The organism is Klebsiella grimontii, assembly GCF_900200035.1.
GTDB classification, from domain to species: Bacteria; Pseudomonadota; Gammaproteobacteria; order Enterobacterales; family Enterobacteriaceae; genus Klebsiella; species Klebsiella grimontii.
Map to the genome: position 1 here is coordinate 1 of NZ_FZTC01000026.1, position 17153 is coordinate 17153.

The following is a 17153-nucleotide window of genomic DNA, read 5'->3' on the forward strand; positions in this document are numbered from 1 at the left end:
CAGGAAAACATCCGCAGCCCCAAAAGTGACATTACTAAATGGTTCTAACAAACTTAGTGCGCATAATCATTGTTATGTTAAATCATGTTGACTGTTAACTTACTTCATGAACTAAGATGGTTCGCATAAAATCATAGAGTTAAGCTCCCCCCACATCTTTCGTTTGCTGACATTATGTTTAAGAGCTACTTTCTTCATATCCACCAACTTTTCTGAGGATGCCTCAGATGTTTGTACTTAACCAGTTGAGCGTTGCTCCAAACCGGCGACTTTGGACATTGGTTGACACCACCACTAACTTACCTCTTTTGTTTCCACTTCTCTTTCTCATTGATCGCTTATCTTTACGTTCCGTATCCACGCAGTCATCTACGCTACAGGCTCTAAAATTTTTTTATGAGTACTGGCATCAAAAGCATGGTGTCACTTTCTGTTTTAGCTTCCATCTGTCTGGATACAATCCATCGATTGCAATTAGTGAGCTTGAAGCATTCTTTCATTATCTAGAATCAGGAAACCTTGTGCTGCCAAAAGTTGGCTACGCAGTAATTAGCAAACACAATACTAAGATTAATCATGTGCATGCAGTCTGTCGTTTTATTAACTATCTGATCAGTACTTACGTTTCGCCACGTTATATGGATGGCTCCCCGAAAGAGCTTTCTCGTTACGCTTTACAATTATGCAGGCGTTTGTCGGTGTATCGTTCTGATTTTCGACCTAGTAAGCAAAAGCATTCACATAAGCATTTTAATAGCCTTACAACAGACATGGTCAGGAAATTTTATGAGGTTATTAGACCTGGATCGTCTTCCAATCCAAATCCTATTAATCCCTTCCCTGCTGGAGACATTCAATTCAGAAATTATTTAATCTGTCGTCTTCTGTTGAATTATGGATTGCGTGTAAGTGAATTACTTCTGTTAGAAACATGCTCAATTAAGCCTAACATCCAAGATGGGCAATTCAGTATCATAGTGACGTCTGTAGATGATGATGTCAGCGATCCAAGGAAACGATTGCCGTCATTAAAAAACTCCTGGGCACATAGGGTTTTAGCATTAGACATAAATGATTACAACCATTTAAAAATATACATTGATAAAATAAGAAAAAAAACCTCTCATAGTTTCATATTCACATCAACTAAAAGGAATACCCCTCCACTATCATATCACTCTATATATTCTATTTTCTCAAAAATTGACTGTGCATTTAAAAAAGAGTATCCGCAATTCAGTAATGAAGAAAGCATTGATTCTATATTTAGCATAACTCCACACGTAACTCGCCATACGTGGGCTTATTTAATCTTAAAGAGAACTTATACTGAAAAATATCGGTCTATTATGAGGAGTTGCCGGCTTGCAGGAGTTGATTTCTCTATAACAGGTCTGATGAGTGAAGCTAAAGATGAGCTACGTCTTTTAGGTGGATGGAGTCATAATAGCCATATGCCAGAATTCTATGCTCGCCGTTTTCTTTCTGAGCAAGCTAACTTTTCCAATGTCACACGTATTGCTGCAGACTCCTCAGAAGATGAATTCATTTCATTGATATATCAATCAACTACGGAAATCATCAAATGAATATAATCTCAGCGATAGATGACGAAAACAAGCATATCTTTTTTACATGTGAACAAATAATAAAAATAAAAAGTCTTTGTATTCCATCTAAGATTCACTTAAGGTCAGCCGATACTTTCGATGACAAACATATATTTGCAGAGACTAATGATTGGGCGTTTCATTACTCCGGGATCCAATTACACATTAATTTCAAAACGGATGATTATACCACCAAATTAATGAAATACATATTATTCCGTTATGCATCATCAAAGTCCCCTGGAACTATATATCGCGTTCACAGCGCCTGGATAACCGCAATTGAATATTCTTCGAAGCAAGGAGTGTTCAATTTTAAGTTGTTAAACTCTTTCCTTGAAAAGGAAAATATATCACCCACGTATTTTTTCTACATTATTTTTGGCCTTAAAATCCTTTGCATAGATGAATTCCCAGGCTTTACTTTAGATGACTATGAAGATCTTGAATTCATTCCTCGACCCAATTCAAATAATTGGGGTGTATATCAAAATATAGATAACATCCTTGAACCATTTGAAAAAAACATGATCAGTAAAGGTCTGTTTGAAATGGCTACTGCCATCTCACGAGGCAGAAAATACAGTCTGGAAGAGCTTCGTAATGCCGCTGTTCTGGGGCTAAGTTACGTCACAGGCGGTCGTCCGGTTCAGTTAGCTAAATTGGCTGCGCGTGACTTTCGAATCGATACTTGTAATACAACTACAGGGTTGTTTCGTTATAGCATCCTTTTACCATATGCCAAGCAAAGGCACGTTACTACTGAACGGTTGATCCTAGCGCTCCCGCCGGAAATCGGTGCTCTTGTTAAGCACTATATATATAAAGCAAGATTGTCTCCTACCGATAAAATGTTTGATATGGGGGGATCAGCACCTAAATTTGTTTCTCAGTCGATTAGTCAAGCGACTCTATTTTTTAGTCCACAAGATTATCAGAATGCCGTAGTTTGCGGCGAGGCAGCCCTGCCATCAATCACATCAACCGATTTACGCCACAATGTTGGTCACTCATTGGCTATGCAAGGAGCCAGTGCGGAAGAGATTGCTCACATTCTTGGCCATTCATCACTTGTTGTAGCAAAGCACTATATCCTGGCGACACCAGCGTTGGCATTGATCCGCGCTAAAGCACTCGGTTCTAACCCTGTATGGCAAAACATGGTAGCTATGATGCTGACTGGTAAGTTGGTCACTTCAAAGGAATGGCATGGTCGAAGTGTAGTTGGCATGGTTGGCGATCGATTGCACTATGAGATTGGCGGCTGCGCGAGAACTGATGACAAATGCCCTTTCTGTGAAGTCCGTTGCTGCTATGGTTGCTTATATTACCGCCCTTTCCTTGATGGCCACCACCAGGACGTATTAGATAGCGTCTCTAAAGAAGTCGATGAGCTGATAGCGGTTTCAGATAGCGTCAGTAATGCTCACAACCCACTAATTTCTATCCACGAGACGACGCAAATCGAAATCAAGTCAGTGATAGCCCGTTGTCATTTGCATAACGTCAGAGGTTGCGAGAAATGAAAAAAAATATAGAGAACTTTGACACTTTTATCGCAGAACAGAAAGCCTGGTTCGAAGAGAATCTGGCAGCAGATTTTGCAGAATCATGGAATAGTCTTGTCTGGATATGTGGGAACAAAGGTTCCGGCTGGTTACGTGGCAACGGTGTTAGTGTATTGCGATTTGATGAGATTAACCGGCTCAAAGGAATCGACGATCGCCATATTGTATCCGATACTTATCAGTTGTTTATGAAAGCCATGCTGGTTCTCGTCTATCGAGGCAGAAATCGCAGCATTTCCCCTGCGGTTGCTGTTGCAACACTGATTATTTTGAAACGCTGGTACTGCGCGCTGATTAAAATAACCGGGCAAACACATCCCATTTATCTGACTACAGATGTCGTACGTAGTGCGATGGATACTCTGAGTGCAGCATCCCAGCCAGGTGATTCCAACATAGCCAACTACAAGGGACGTTGCGTTAAGATTCAAAAATTAGTAAACCATCACACGTTCACATTGGTGACACTGCAATATGTGTCCGATGAACGTTACACCAACCAGACTAATTTGACCCGAAAAGCCCGGGAAACAATAGCCCTCAAACACAAGGACAAGCTGGATGATACAACCAATGATGGTGAAGATGCACTTATTACAATTCGAGGGTTCCTTAATATCGTGTCACTAATCCAGCGTGTAGAAAACGGCACTGAAAAGATTGCTCTCAATTGCCTTCTGCTACTCATCATCACGGGTTTTCGTTCCGTAGAAGTATTTAATCTCAGGCAGGATGCGTTGGTCAAACGACAGATAGATAACCCTGACATCAGCAGACGTCTGCGTGACAAAGGATTGCCGGATTATTTTCTCGGCATTCGCTATGTTGGTGTTAAGGGGGCTGGCGAGCGAACACATTGGGTCGAACCCTTAGCCGTTCCTCTGGTCGAAAATATATTCAACTCAGTTAAGTCGTTAACGGCAAAGTTGCGTAATCACCTCACAACATTAAGGTCGAATGATTTTGTTGACTATTTACCCAAGGCTATCAGTGACATTACTGAGGATTTCATTGAACTTGATTATGTTGTAGCACACATAGTTCAACCCTCATCAGAGCTTCGAGGTCGTGCAGGACTGCGTGATAAGGTCTCGAAGGCATTAGCGAAACGAGACTGCCGACCAACAAGAATCACTTCAGGCACTGGTAAAGGAAAGGTAATCCATTATTCAAAATCAGATCTTAGTCGTTATCTTAAAAACGAATTTGACGGTAACGATGCAAATACTCCTTGTACTCATTCGTGGGTTGACAATGGTAAAAGGTATGAAACTAAATATGAGGATTTGCTGTTTTTGTACCCTAAGGGGTCGTTAACTTTAAAGCGAGGTATGACTCTGAAAACTATACCATTACCGTTTAGTAATGATGGCATGAACAAGTTTCTTGGTAATTTTGAAGGCTATGTTTCTATATTTGATAAGTACAATCTGTTGGAAGATGATGGCCGCCCTACCCAGCTTCGTACTCATATCCCCCGTCACAATATAAACACTTTTCTAGCAATTGCAGAAATTTCAGAACACTTACAAGCGATGCTGATGGGGCGTGTCGATATCACTCAAAATAACCATTACCAGCATCTAGCTCTCAAGGAGCGGCGAAAGGCTGCTTCTCTTTTTCCGTTAGTTCCAAGTATACAAGAGCAGGTAATATCTACTACTGTTGGCGCTGATACACCACTTGATGCGGTAAAAAAAAGCGGTATGATGGTATTTAGCAGTACGCAGAATCGGGAAATCAATATAAAGGCGAATCTGCATACCTTTGATAATCGTGATGATGTTGCAGGATTCATCGAAGCATCGTTAGGCGATGGATTATTCGAAGACATAGCCGCTGCGTTCGAGGAAATAAGTAAAAATGAAGGGCCATCGCAAGCGTCTGAAATGGTGAAAAGGCACGCGGTACTGCACCCATTGAAATTGGGGTCCTGCATGAGAGACATTAACTTGTGGGGATGCCCTTATCGAATGAAGTGCCAGGCACTGAAGCCCTGTGAGCATTTCACTTTGACCGGTCGTATTGATGAATACTCCGCTGTTGTCGCCAAAGGTCGTGCGTTAAACGAGGCTAAGTTTGCTTTCGAACAGTATACCGCAGTCCTTCCGGACAACCAGCTAATGCAGGGTAATATCGAAGAAAATCTAGCACAGATAGATGTCTTAACTAAGAAATTACGCAGGCGCTCAAATTCGTTGCAAGTCATCCCCTCTGAGGTGGTCCTGTCTGGAGAGATGAAAGTAGAAGGTGAAATTCGTACTTTGGCTCAATTATTTGCCCTCGAGTACCAAAAAATCAAACAAGGAGAAGACTGATGCGTGGTAAAGAATTGGATACTCAGATCGAGCATGAACTCCAACTGATGTTGATCGAAGGATTTGATAAATCGCCTATTTCAGCTAAAAGCTTACACTCCAGACTTAAATCAAAAGGCATCATCAATGGTGGCTTAAGTACATTAAGTAACATTGAACGAAAGCGTCTTATTGCAGTCTATGTCGATCAACAACTATCTCCTTTAAATCTTCGCCCCAAAGAAAAGCAGCAGTATGTGAATCGTAAGACTCGCCAGGCTCTGCTTGGTCGTAATCAGCAGCTACAGGAAGAGAATAAAGAGCTTCGCGAACAGCTCGCACAGAATACCTTGTCATTAATTGAAATTGTCAAAGCAGTAAAAATAAATACGGTTATATCCGTAGAAAGCCTTCTTGCTCCGCACTTGATCATGGAGTTACACGAAAGAAAAAAGAATCAATAAGTTGATATGGCAATAATTTTGTGCTATTAACGTATAAATAAACGCCATGCTCTATTCTAAAATGAGCATGGCAACTTTCAACGTCCCCTCTTTTGGGACCATGATTTCAGAGGATTTCTTCCATTGTAATGCTTGGTTGAGTTCATTACATCATTTTAACACTGCACTTTCATTATCTTCAAAAATCGCGATAACCTGCAGAGGTATATCATGTTTTGTCAGTATGTATTGTTGTAATTCTCAACAATTTCTATCGCACACTCATAAGCACTTCGCAAAATAAACTGCGAAACAGTCTCACCAGAGATTGCAGCTGCTTCCTCAATCATTCTCAAAGAATTACTGGGTAATATAATAGATATATCCTCATCCATCTCCCCACCTCTTTTTAATATTGCAAATGGCATGATATATCAATTTCAGGCGGAATCCAGAAAGGAAGAAATACAATTGGCAATTGTTCGACTGAGTATAAATAATAATCATAAGCAAAATTCCCTTTCCAATCATAGCATGGAACAACTGCATAGCCTTTATGAAACTTAACTCTTTCCCAATTAAGAAAAGATGGATGCCGCCGTTCAATTCTAATCACATTCCGCTTCCGATTAACTGCGTTAATAAATTGAATCTCATCGTACATTGGCAGATGTTGGTATGATGAGGATTTATAGATAACATTCAACCATTTTTTGTTTCTTTTTATTAACTTTCTTTTCATATCACCACGCTAATTAATAAACTGATAAGCACTTTTTTATGGCGTTGCATTATATGCAACTTTTGATAGCCTGGTAATATAAAAAAATAAAATCATTTGAAAAGAAAGTAAGAAAAACGCATGTGTATAAAAAATGAACGCGCAGTATCTCCGGGATCCGGAAAAACTTTTGCCAGTGCAGCCGGATACAATTGTGTATGAATGTCGGAGAACGTTCATCCTCTTTATTTAATCCATTGACCTAAAACAGTTTTCACACAATGCTGACATAAATCTAGTTGAAGCGTTTCACCATCACCAAATACAGAACCATATCCGGCTATATGCTCAATGGACATAAACTCGTGAAACTCAAAATCGCCACTCTCAGCATGAATGTTGCATCGGTCGCATGTTTTAGCCGAAAGAGACATGATTTCTTTTGTTGAAAAATATTGCATATTCCCTCCATAGCACGATTCCATAATTTAGCAGTTTTTAACTAATAAACATACTGTAAGTATCCCGTTTGACCGGAATATGAAATTTTAGGTTCTTCTGACATACTGATTATTTCTTACGGAGCAGATTGTCACTTCCTTTAACCCAATGAATTCTGTATCCTAAGTGGTTAGATTTCTTTCAGTGAATCGCCACGGATAATCTAGACACTTCCGAGCCGTTGATAATACTGGTTTTCATATTCTGTCGGTGACATCTGATCGCTGGAACCATGCCGACGCTTACTGTTATAAAACATTTCGATGTAATCAAAAATATCGCTGCGGGCTTCTTCCCGCGTTCCGTAGATCTTTTTCTTTATCCGTTCTCGTTTCAACAACTGGAAAAAGCTTTCTGCAACCGCATTATCATGGCAGTTACCGCGACGGCTCATGCTGCCCTCCAGGCCGTGTGATTTCAGGAACGACTGCCACTCATGGCTTGTGTACTGACTGCCCTGATCCGAATGAACCAGCACCTGTTTTTGGGGATTACGCCGCCATACAGCCATCAGCAGTGCGTTCAGGACAATGTCCTTTGTCATCCGGGATTGCATGGACCAGCCGATAATTTTGCGTGAGAACAGATCAACAACCACGGCAAGATACAGCCAGCCTTCGTGGGTCCTGATGTAGGTTATGTCCGTTACCCAACGCTCATCCGGAGCATCCGGATTGAACTGTCGCTGGAGCCTGTTGGGCGACACGATACTGGCCTCGCCTTTACGTGCCCGCGGGCTCCGGTATCCGACCTGAGCCTTTATCCCGACACGTTTCATCAGTCGCCAGACTCTGTTCACTCCGCACTGTTGCCCGCTGTCCCGCAGATCCAAATGGATTTTGCGATAACCATAGACGCATCCCGATTCCAGCCAGAACTGTTTAATCTGCCCTGTCAGCCTCAGGTCTGCCTGATGGCGTTGTGAATGCGGCTGCTGAAGCCAGGCGTAAAAACCACTGGGATGAACATCCAGCACCCGACAGAGCAGGCGAACAGGCCAGCAACAGGAGTTGTCACGGATAAAGGCGTACCTCAGTCGGACAGCTTTGCGAAGTACGCCGCGGCTTTTTTTAATATGTCCCGTTCGTCGGTAACCCGCTTCAGCTCTTTCTGGAGACGGCGGATCTCGGCCTGAGCATCTGACTGTTCTTTATTAGTGGAAGAATCTGAACCGTACTTCTTTATCCAGGCGTAAAGGCTGTGGGTGGTGATATCGAGACGTGTTGCAACGCTGGCAACAGAATAACCGCGATCAACAACCTGTTTGACTGCTTCAATTTTAAACTCTTCGGGATAACGCTTACCGCTCATGGGCACCTCTCTTTAAGCCATCTTAAATGACTCTGAGGTGTCTGTTAAACCCGTGGCGATTCACAGCGAAAAAATAGCGGGGTTAGCCATGAACCAGAAATACAGACCTTTCACCTCCCTTTCGCGCCGTAAGCGCCGCGCTAAAACTTTCGAAGTCAAAAATCTTATTTACCGTGAACGATATCGTTGTGGTGGCCTATTCTATGACGATTGCGATATGAATGCAGCAGTTGCAAGTGGAAACTGGAGGTGGAGCGACATACTTTTCCTGGGGAGAGACCCTGCGGTTTTCTGGAATGCGGAGATAATTACGGCCAGTGAAGCATTCAATGACAGAGTCGAATCCATCGCATTCGATGAAGCATGGTCGATGCTAGATGATGACGAGAGACAATACGATTTTCGCTATAAATCGGCGTTCCCCCAGTTCGCTGGGCTGACATGGATGGAATATATCGAGAAACGAGAGCAGGAAATTGCCCGAGAAAACCCACCAGTAGTTCATTGTGGCTATCGCATCCTACCGGGCTATGTAAGTGGTATTGGTTTGCAGATCATCGTTGATGTTGATTTGTTGAACCGTGACGTCATTGAATCGACCATTGCTGATTTCATTGCACGTGATGAAAAGAATGGACCTCGGATAGATTAGCGTGTTCCAAAATTTTTCAAGAGATTTTCTAGCTAACTCTAGATTAGGATCACAATGCGCGGAAATCCACAATGACCCAAGAGAACAGAATGAAAATAGCAAAACCGCTGCTGAAGAGCCCGTCCGGTGAAGTCACCGCCCTCATTGAAAACGGCATGGACTTCCTAGACAAGGCGCGTGAAGAGTTTGAAGCCGAAAAGTATAAGCATTCGGTTGTCAGTTTCTGGACCGCAGTGGAAATTCTGCTCAAAGTGCCCCTGGCGAGCGAACACTGGACGCTGGTCTGCAGCGGCAAAAGGATCTCCCGTCAAAACTATCTTGCCGGTAACTTTCAGTCGGTGACATTTGATGAGTCCTGTGCCCGGCTGAAAGAAATCCTCGAAAGCCCCCTGCCCAAAGAGACCGAAGCCCTATTCAACACCATTCGCAGTCATCGCAACCGCGTGGTGCATTTTTTTCACGCGGCGTTCAGTGACACTGACGTCAATAACATTCTGGCAGAACAGGCACGGGCATGGTTTGCGCTGAACCGGCTGATGCGTGAAGACTGGCAACAGCATTTTGAGGCCCCCCTTGGCTGGAAACTGGCATTTAATGAAACACGCCTCCTACGTGGCAACGAATTTTATGCCGAAGCCCGTCTGAAACATATCCATCCGGAGCTGGAAAAAATCAGGGCTGAAGGCACCGAATTTTATCCCTGCCCCATCTGCAAGAAGCCGGCGTGCGTCGAGAAGGCGACCGCCGTCGGGAAGCATGGCCCTGTTGTCTGCGTTGAGTCCTGTAAGGTCTGTTTCCATACTACCCGTTATGTGAGGTATATCTGCGAGTGTGATACAGCGCAGATACTTCCTGTTGAAGAAGGGGATGGCGAAACCTTCACCTGCCCCACCTGTAACGTGGAGTTCATAAGGTACGACCTGCTTGATGAGGAATATTTTCGCTCAGTTGACGAAATGGCAGACGCTATTGACCAGACTGAATGCGCGTCCTGTGATGGCCATGAGACGGTCTGCGTGTTTGGTGAGGGCTTATTATGTACGAGATGCCTTGAGGTCCAACCCGACATTATTAGCTGTAGTTGCTGTGGGAAGGAATTAGATGAATTGGGCATTACTAATGGCATTAGCTTATGCCTAGATTGCAATGAAGCAATGGTTGAAAGCTATGGAGATTCGTAGGCCGACGATAAACTATGAATGTCTTTAATAGTAACCGTTAAGTGAGCGCTGTAATGTCGGTTATTTGTCGTTGAGATCTACATTATATGACAGGAGTTTAGTCAGCCATTCGCCAGTCAGCAAGTTTTCCACGAATAGAGTTCCATCTTGTTAGAAGGAACTCTGATCTAAGGACTCTGAGACCAGATTCACAGGCGGCAGTGGCTCTACGATTACCAATAAAAGGGCAATTACTTGCCCTTTTTTATCAGTCTGCAACGGTTTTTAAACCATTGATGCAATTGCACCACAGTCATGAGGTTTATCGAAACCAGAGGTGCTTTTAACATATTCACTAATCAGCGCACCAATAACCTTAACCGACTCTTTTTTCGTTGTGATGAAGCCCAGAGGCATCGTCACTGGCAACGTTTCGGGTTGAGAAATATGATATATAGCCACAGATAGCGTATCCTCAAGATGAAGGATCTCAACATTACCATCTAACAGTCCTTCAACTAGCCCTTTACCGCACGCGTGGAATTGCCCAAGTTCATGCTTCCACTGTCTGGCAACGCGGGCATCAGCCGCATCCTGGACGGGTACGTACAGCACCGGTTTATACAGCCGCTTATCTTTCGTCGCCGACTTGTTAAGAAAATCGCTCAGGCTTGAGGTAAATCGGATGCTCTTTGACCAGTAGGGATCTGATGGTGCTATCCAGACGAACGGGCTACCTCCATGATCGGCTTTGTCTCCGATACGCTGAATGAGAATCGGCGTCAGAGCTTTCTGCAGCTTTTCCCAGTTATTTTTAGAATAAACCGGGCCTAAAAAAGTGGTCCTGCCTGAGCCTGAGTATTCTTCCAAGGCCTGCATATCCTTGATAAAAGCGGGATTAAGCTGATTTGTTTTAGAGTCAAACAGCTTAAGCGTAAGGTCATCGTTGAGGGATAGCATGGCCTTAAAAATGCTCATGGTATTGTTATGTCGTGATAACCTTGCTATCTCAACAGCCATTAATTCATGAACACATTCCGAACTGTTTAACTGTTCATAGTCTTCACGCTCGACAGCCTTACCATCGTTATCCATTTTAAATTCCGTTGTTAAACGGAGCGGTATTTGCCGCAGCTTATTAACAGAATTAACGGTATAGATGGAAGGTTGCTCTTTTCCGCCCTGAGCCTGCAGGTGAGACAGGTAACCTTTATCCAGGATTTGATTAAACTGATACTGAAAGTGCTTCTCAACCAGTTTCTCACTTTGAGAAATGTTGTTGTCATCAACCTTTAATGTTAACCCTCCCCTCCAGTGGTCCTGGAAAGTCTGGTTGCTAAAGCAGCTAAATGTCGCTAAATCAAAGGATAAGGTACCGCCACTGTCCTGGATAGTTGAAAGGTGCGGTATCTCGCCAACCTCTGAAAAATAGCCATTTGATTTGTCGGTTAAGGTCAGTCTGCCGTCTGAGGAGAGCGTCAATTCGCCACGCTGCACAAGATCGGAAATCGCCTCCTCTGTCTCACGGTGGGTCAGGCCGAAATAGGTTGCTATTTGTGCTTTGCTCATCGAGGCTACATGAACAAGTCTCAGCACAAACTCCCGGATGAATGGCAGCCCTTTCTGGGAAACATAGGAAAACTGAATGTTAAACCTCTGTGCGGGCAGCAGGAAGTCAACCTCGTGATAGGTTACTTTGTTATCAGATATCATTTCTTTTTGCCTCCCTGCTGAGCGGAGAGGAATCTGTATCCAGCTTCCTGACCTCGTTCAGCCATATAACTTACAACGGAGCCTAATGGCAGTTCTTTATTGTTTCCCTTCCAGATATCGGCATTGCCCACAATCAACAGGCGATCCATTGCGCGTGACATCGCGACATTTATACGGTTTGGAGCGCGTAAGAAACCTGGACTATGCTGCTTATCCGAACGCGTCAGTGACAGGATGATGATCCGGTTTTCCTTGCCCTGATAACTGTCAACAGTGTCAATTTTAACAATGTCCTTAAATCCCTCGATCCAGATTTCCTGATTGAATTTCTGACGGAGCAGCCGCTTTTGTTCGGCATACATACATATCACGCCGATAGCGGCTTCATCTTTGTTAACGAGCTTTGAAAGCTGAGCGATAAATTCTTCATTCTCTGACACCTGTTTAAGAACAGAAATAATCTCGTCAGCTTCACATCGGTTGTAAATACTTGTTCCGCGATCTTCAAGATGATGCGCCCGGTGGCCCAGATTAGCAGTATCAAGCCAGGTTACGACGCTACGCAACGCTTCTGGAGCGTACTGATAGACATCCGGAATTACCCGTTCTCCATTCAGAAGCTTCCTGTCATAGAACGTCTTCGATACGAGATCACCAATTGGTGGAGCCATACGATACTGGGTCAGTAGAGCTGCACTCGCTTGCGCACCATAAGCAGAGTTAAAGGCACGGGCAAAGTCACTTCGTAATACCTCGTCAATTTCAGTGCGGGAGTTATTGATACCCAGCTTCCTCGCTAATGCCGCCTTGTGGGCATCTGAGTACAGTGGAGGAAGCTGCAGGTGGTCACCCACCAACAGGACGCGTCGGGCCGACTGCATTGCAATGGCCAGTTCACTTGCAATTGAACGCGCCGCCTCATCAATAATTACCCAGTCGTAGATATTCTCCTGAATGCCAATGTGCCCCTGTCCAATACCAACGCATGTGCCAGCCACTAACTGCCTGGAGCGAGAATAAAACTCGTCCAGGTTCACTCGCTCTCCCGACATAGCATCCTGCATATCACGGGATATTTTAGCTAATGCCTTTACTCGTCTTGCCTCATCAGGTCTGACGCCATACTCCGTACAGAGCTTGGAAATCAGAATGTCTTTTGCTGCAGAGACCTTCACGCCTTTATCGAGATTAATCCCATATTCCTGACTCAGCCTGGAGCGGATGGAAAAATCGAGTTCGACTGCAATATCTTTCAGTTCACCGATATCTTTTGAATCCGTTAAATCGTTAACCTGATAGAGCAACTTCTCAAGGTGATCGATTTGTCTAAATAACCTGAGCTCAGCAAGTACAACACCCGAAATAAATCCCGGCTCCAGACCAATGGCTTCACTCAACGCTTCGACACGGTACTTAATTTCAGCATTGAACAGTTCGCGCTTCTCAGTTGTGATTGCGTTTGAATACACATCTTTCAGGCCAGGGGAAACGGCCCCCTCCCGGTTGCTGAACCTGACAACGTCCAACTCAGTACCAAGTCGGGAACAGTGCTTCCTGATTCGCTCAGCCGCTGTATTCACAGCCTCGTGTGACTGGCTGACCAGTAAAATGCGTTTGGTATTCTGTTTCTCGATCAGGTAGTGGACAAAGGCCGCGATGAACTCGGTTTTACCGGTCCCCGGAGGCCCCTGAAGCAGGGAGAGAGGACCATTATCGACCAGTTTGTTAAACGCCTTTCTTTGCTGCTCATTCAGACTGATCTTGTTTCCGTGCTGGTCTTCACGGTCGTATCTGGCAAAATCGGCATCGCTGAGAGTAATACCATAATTTTGAGCCACCTGTTTGCAGGATGGGTCGAACAGGTCAATTAAGTCAGGCAGCACACTTTCTCGATCGAGGAGACGTTCCAGTGCGCGTTTACGTTTCTGATAAGACGCCCGATCCTGCTTTGTACGGAAGAAGACAATATCAGAATCCTTCAGCCTGTAGGCTGCTGAACGCACTTTGACCAGACGGATCTCTTTGAGCTCTGACTTCTTAAGTGACACCTCACCTATAAATCTCTCAACACTTTCCTGATCGACCTGTAAGGCTTCGACTTCATCACTACTTCTGAAAGCACCGAGTGGATCAACGTCTGCAGAGTAAGGGAGAAGAAGCTCTCCATGAGCATCTGCAACCGGGACCACCTCCCCGCTGACTTCAATGTTTGGATAGGATTCTGTTTCAGTATCCAGAACGGCGCGCCACAGCTTCACCGTCGGGATTTCCAGCACTTCTTTTAAAGCAGGTTCAAGCGCCTGCTTATCAAGCCTTGCAAAGGCATCTTTTAGCTGAAGCGTAAGCGGATCCTGTTCCTGAACGTCTTCTGATGCGGTAATCAACTCGATTGCCCGCGCAAAAGATTCTTCTTCATTAAGCAATACTGTCAACGCCGACATATCCTGCGGACTGCCGGGAATAATCCTGATGCCGGTACTAATTTCGAACTGGCTTTCATCAATATCTTGCTTACGAATAGTTGTGCGAGCCCATGGCCTGAAGCCATGAATCAGCGTTTTCTGCTCTTTGTGGAACACTGCAGTGAAACTGCCACCTATCCCGGTGAAAGTTACTTTTACTTCAGCTGGGTCTTTAGGATTTGGTTCAACTTTGACATACAGATGCCCGTTATCTGGCAGGACAGAGATGATTTCATCGGCATTTCCTGCTGTTATCTCTATCAGGGCTTGTTCTGACGTTAGGTCATTACTGTCTATCGTTTTTTTAAACCGCCCTAAATCCTTAAACCCAAAAGCCAGATCTTCCAGTTCAGCCTGGATGGCATTCGCAATAGTCGGATAAATGTCTGATTCCTGCCCCCATGACAAACCTAATAACTCGCAGGACATCTTCATCACGGCATAATTGTCGCGTTCAAATGAAGTACAATTATCGATGTATTCAGGGCTGTAGCAGTGGTTTTTAGATTCGTCACCGGACGGTGAAAAATCGGGGATATCGATGAGAAAAAGCGAACGACTCTGTGTCCCAAGCATCACATTGCCTGGGTGGATGTCCCCATGAGAAACACCCAGACCGTGTAAGTGCTCAACGGCGGCGACAAACTTATCAATGAGGTCGATTTTTTCATCATCCGGGACCACCATTTTATCCCAGGTTTCTCCCTGAACCAGATCAGTGACCATGTACAGACTTGATGATTTGGATGCGATACCGAATTCACGAATTTCAGGCAGATACGTTGGTTTAACTAAAGAAAGCTGCTCAACCTGTTTTAAAAACTTCATAACCTGGAAGTTTACTGACGGATCGTCGCCCTGCACCCCCACGTTCAGCCAGGCCTTCACGAGCCTTCCACCCGAGATATAGACTTCTTTGTCGGATGTTTCTACCAGAAAGTCGTCGTCTTCCCGGTACTGACGAGAGTGGTTGATAGCATGCCGGTAAGGGTCAAGCTCAGTATCATCAAATGTTGGGATAGCCTTGCCCGCAGGTTCGGCTTGTTTCAGGACATCAAAGAATTCAGTAGCGGAAGCAAATTTTGCAGCAACGGCATCCAGTAATACATCTGAATACCAGTGCTGGCTGTTTAGCATACTGTCCTGTACTGTCTCCAGACTCTTTGGCGACATTCGCTTACCGCTTAACAAGTGCCAGGCTACAAGGCCCAGGGCATGAACATCCTGCTGAAAAGGCGTAAGTTCGCCCTCATCAAGCATGTCTTTTACCTCGACTGCACCTACGGATAAAAGCTTACGGTAATCGCCGACCGTTCCGGCTGGCCGGTGGTATGCCGAAATAAAGTTCGAAAGGGCTACTTCTTTTGAAGGTGAAATCCACAGGCTGTGATCGGCGATATCCCTGTGCGCAATTTTCATTTCATGGAGATCGCTAAACTTCGCAATGAGCAGTTTGACCACATTCAAGCGGTCCATGTCAGAAAACGCCTTGCCATATTTTCCGATAAATTCGTTAAACCGGACATGACCCGGCGGAAGCTCATAGACTTCGCTGTACTCGGTCGTCACCTCGTCTTTCTGAAAACTCGTTAAAGACCTCAGACAGTGGTTATACAGGTCACGGTTCTGGTGATTGATGTGCTGTAACACTTCACGCTCACGTGAAACGATCTGAGCTCGTCCTTCCGGCGTGTTCGCTTTCGTTCCCGCGATATTCCTAAAATTCCACACTCTGAGCAACGCTTCGCTGTTTGCTGATATCTCAGATTTTGCCAGATATTCCCGATACACTTTTTTAGGATGCTCGAAAATCATATCCTTAGCTTCGTAGCCATTAACTCTCAGGGCTTTTGGCGCCGTTTGAGGCCCCAAGAATAGGTTATCAAAAAGAGGAAAATCCTTGTTAAGAACCTCGGAGCCTCGGTGCGGTTTGAAGTAGTTGTTGAATGTCCTGCGATCGGCAAACTTCAGAAAATTTTTTAACGAGATCGTATGGTGGAGTTGTTCCTCCGGCAGCGCGCTGAAGTCCGCATTGCCGGTCATCACAACAAAGAAATGAACAATCGGGGTATAGCCTTTGTTCGTAAAACGGTCTGCCAGACGCTTGAGTTTGTTGTCTAGCATGAATTTTTTGCCACGGGTCACGCTTACGGGCGAGCGCCCCATGTTCTTGTCACCCTTATACCAGGTATCACCACGCGCGGTTACAGGCTGATGGTTCCAGTCTTTAAGTTCAACAATGATCACGTTGCAGTGTGTGACAATAACTAAATCGAATTCACCCTCTTTTTTTGCCTCAACAAATCGAAAACCTGCATAACCTTTCCAGGGGAACATTCCAGTGCCGGTAAAACCATAGCTTTGTAGTTGCTCGCTAATTGAACCGCCACGGACAGGCTTGTCAGGCGTAGATACGTTGACTGAAAAAGCAGCCTTTATTTTCTCGATAGCCAACACTTCCTGCTCTTGTAATCCACCATCCCACATTTCTACTTCCAACGAAGTTCCCCTTAGATTTCAGTTTAAATTTGCTTAGAAAGTCAGGCCATTTATTCTGGTCAATAACGGATGAATCGGACTAATTGCTCTCTATGCCACTATTAACCATAGATTTTATAACATCATCGATAGTTTGAAGCACAGACGGGCTCACTAGTGAAGTTCAATTTGTAAGCCAAAGTGTGCAGAAAGAGACCTTCATACATGCTTATGTGG

The 17153-nt window shown here is 44.5% G+C and carries 11 protein-coding genes; 6 read left to right on the forward strand and 5 right to left on the reverse strand.

Annotated elements, in window-relative coordinates; all coding sequences use genetic code 11:
• Nucleotides 1-227 precede the first annotated feature (227 nt).
• From KOSB73_RS24120 to KOSB73_RS24135, 4 genes are read left to right on the forward strand one after another with little or no spacing between them, the layout of a single operon-like run.
• Entirely contained in the window at nt 228-1589 is a 1362-nt protein-coding gene (locus KOSB73_RS24120) for a site-specific integrase (RefSeq protein ID WP_098141094.1), read from the forward strand.
• Nucleotides 1586-3136 (forward strand): site-specific integrase, encoded by a 1551-nt coding sequence (locus tag KOSB73_RS24125; RefSeq protein WP_098141096.1) that lies wholly within the window; start codon nt 1586-1588, stop codon nt 3134-3136. Before KOSB73_RS24120 ends, KOSB73_RS24125 begins: the two co-directional genes overlap by 4 nt.
• The gene (locus tag KOSB73_RS24130) at nt 3133-5496 is read left to right on the forward strand and encodes a hypothetical protein (RefSeq protein ID WP_098141098.1); all 2364 of its coding nucleotides are present in this window, start codon (nt 3133-3135) and stop codon (nt 5494-5496) included. The genes KOSB73_RS24125 and KOSB73_RS24130 overlap by 4 nt, the downstream gene beginning before the upstream one ends.
• Nucleotides 5496-5939, forward strand: coding sequence for a hypothetical protein (locus KOSB73_RS24135; RefSeq protein ID WP_098141100.1), 444 nt, complete (start codon nt 5496-5498; stop codon nt 5937-5939). Before KOSB73_RS24130 ends, KOSB73_RS24135 begins: the two co-directional genes overlap by 1 nt.
• A 218-nt stretch (nt 5940-6157) precedes the next feature.
• Here the strand turns inward: KOSB73_RS24135 and KOSB73_RS31545 are convergent, their stop codons facing one another.
• The 3 genes from KOSB73_RS31545 to KOSB73_RS24150 all read right to left on the reverse strand — a co-directional run bounded on the left by KOSB73_RS31545 (nt 6158) and on the right by KOSB73_RS24150 (nt 8451).
• Nucleotides 6158-6346, reverse strand: a complete 189-nt coding sequence (locus KOSB73_RS31545) for a type II toxin -antitoxin system TacA 1-like antitoxin (RefSeq protein ID WP_098141102.1) — start codon at nt 6344-6346, stop codon at nt 6158-6160.
• A 538-nt stretch (nt 6347-6884) separates the two neighbouring features.
• Nucleotides 6885-7100 (reverse strand): hypothetical protein, encoded by a 216-nt coding sequence (locus tag KOSB73_RS24145; RefSeq protein WP_098141104.1) that lies wholly within the window; start codon nt 7098-7100, stop codon nt 6885-6887.
• 203 nt (nt 7101-7303) lie between these two features.
• Nucleotides 7304-8451, reverse strand: a protein-coding gene (locus KOSB73_RS24150) for an IS3 family transposase (RefSeq protein ID WP_098141106.1) whose coding sequence is annotated in 2 segments (ribosomal slippage) — nt 7304-8214 and nt 8214-8451 — 1149 coding nt in all. Because the reading frame shifts where the segments join, the coding sequence is not laid out codon by codon here.
• An 88-nt stretch (nt 8452-8539) separates the two neighbouring features.
• On the opposite strand from KOSB73_RS24150, the gene KOSB73_RS24155 reads away from it, so the two are divergent.
• Together KOSB73_RS24155 and KOSB73_RS24160 are read left to right on the forward strand one after the other, a co-directional pair.
• On the forward strand, nt 8540-9103 hold the full coding sequence (locus KOSB73_RS24155; protein WP_098141108.1) for a hypothetical protein: 564 nt from the start codon (nt 8540-8542) through the stop codon (nt 9101-9103).
• Between the two features lie 89 nt (nt 9104-9192).
• Nucleotides 9193-10284: an HsdR gene (locus tag KOSB73_RS24160; RefSeq protein WP_228715045.1), complete on the forward strand. Its 1092-nt coding sequence runs from the start codon at nt 9193-9195 to the stop codon at nt 10282-10284.
• 264 nt (nt 10285-10548) lie between these two features.
• Here KOSB73_RS24160 and KOSB73_RS24165 read toward each other — a convergent pair whose 3' ends face one another.
• Entirely contained in the window at nt 10549-11976 is a 1428-nt protein-coding gene (locus KOSB73_RS24165; RefSeq protein ID WP_098141110.1) for a hypothetical protein, read from the reverse strand.
• Nucleotides 11973-16925: an AAA domain-containing protein gene (locus KOSB73_RS24170; RefSeq protein ID WP_098141129.1), complete on the reverse strand. Its 4953-nt coding sequence runs from the start codon at nt 16923-16925 to the stop codon at nt 11973-11975. Before KOSB73_RS24170 ends, KOSB73_RS24165 begins: the two co-directional genes overlap by 4 nt.
• Nucleotides 16926-17153 lie beyond the last annotated feature (228 nt).

Coding starts and splice junctions, on each gene's coding strand:
- KOSB73_RS24120 (WP_098141094.1), top strand. CDS start 228: ATGTTTGTACTTAACCAGTTGAGCGTTGCTCCAAACCGGCGACTTTGG.
- KOSB73_RS24125 (WP_098141096.1), top strand. CDS start 1,586: ATGAATATAATCTCAGCGATAGATGACGAAAACAAGCATATCTTTTTT.
- KOSB73_RS24130 (WP_098141098.1), top strand. CDS start 3,133: ATGAAAAAAAATATAGAGAACTTTGACACTTTTATCGCAGAACAGAAA.
- KOSB73_RS24135 (WP_098141100.1), top strand. CDS start 5,496: ATGCGTGGTAAAGAATTGGATACTCAGATCGAGCATGAACTCCAACTG.
- KOSB73_RS31545 (WP_098141102.1), bottom strand. CDS start 6,346: ATGCCATTTGCAATATTAAAAAGAGGTGGGGAGATGGATGAGGATATA.
- KOSB73_RS24145 (WP_098141104.1), bottom strand. CDS start 7,100: ATGCAATATTTTTCAACAAAAGAAATCATGTCTCTTTCGGCTAAAACA.
- KOSB73_RS24155 (WP_098141108.1), top strand. CDS start 8,540: ATGAACCAGAAATACAGACCTTTCACCTCCCTTTCGCGCCGTAAGCGC.
- KOSB73_RS24160 (WP_228715045.1), top strand. CDS start 9,193: ATGAAAATAGCAAAACCGCTGCTGAAGAGCCCGTCCGGTGAAGTCACC.
- KOSB73_RS24165 (WP_098141110.1), bottom strand. CDS start 11,976: ATGATATCTGATAACAAAGTAACCTATCACGAGGTTGACTTCCTGCTG.
- KOSB73_RS24170 (WP_098141129.1), bottom strand. CDS start 16,925: ATGTGGGATGGTGGATTACAAGAGCAGGAAGTGTTGGCTATCGAGAAA.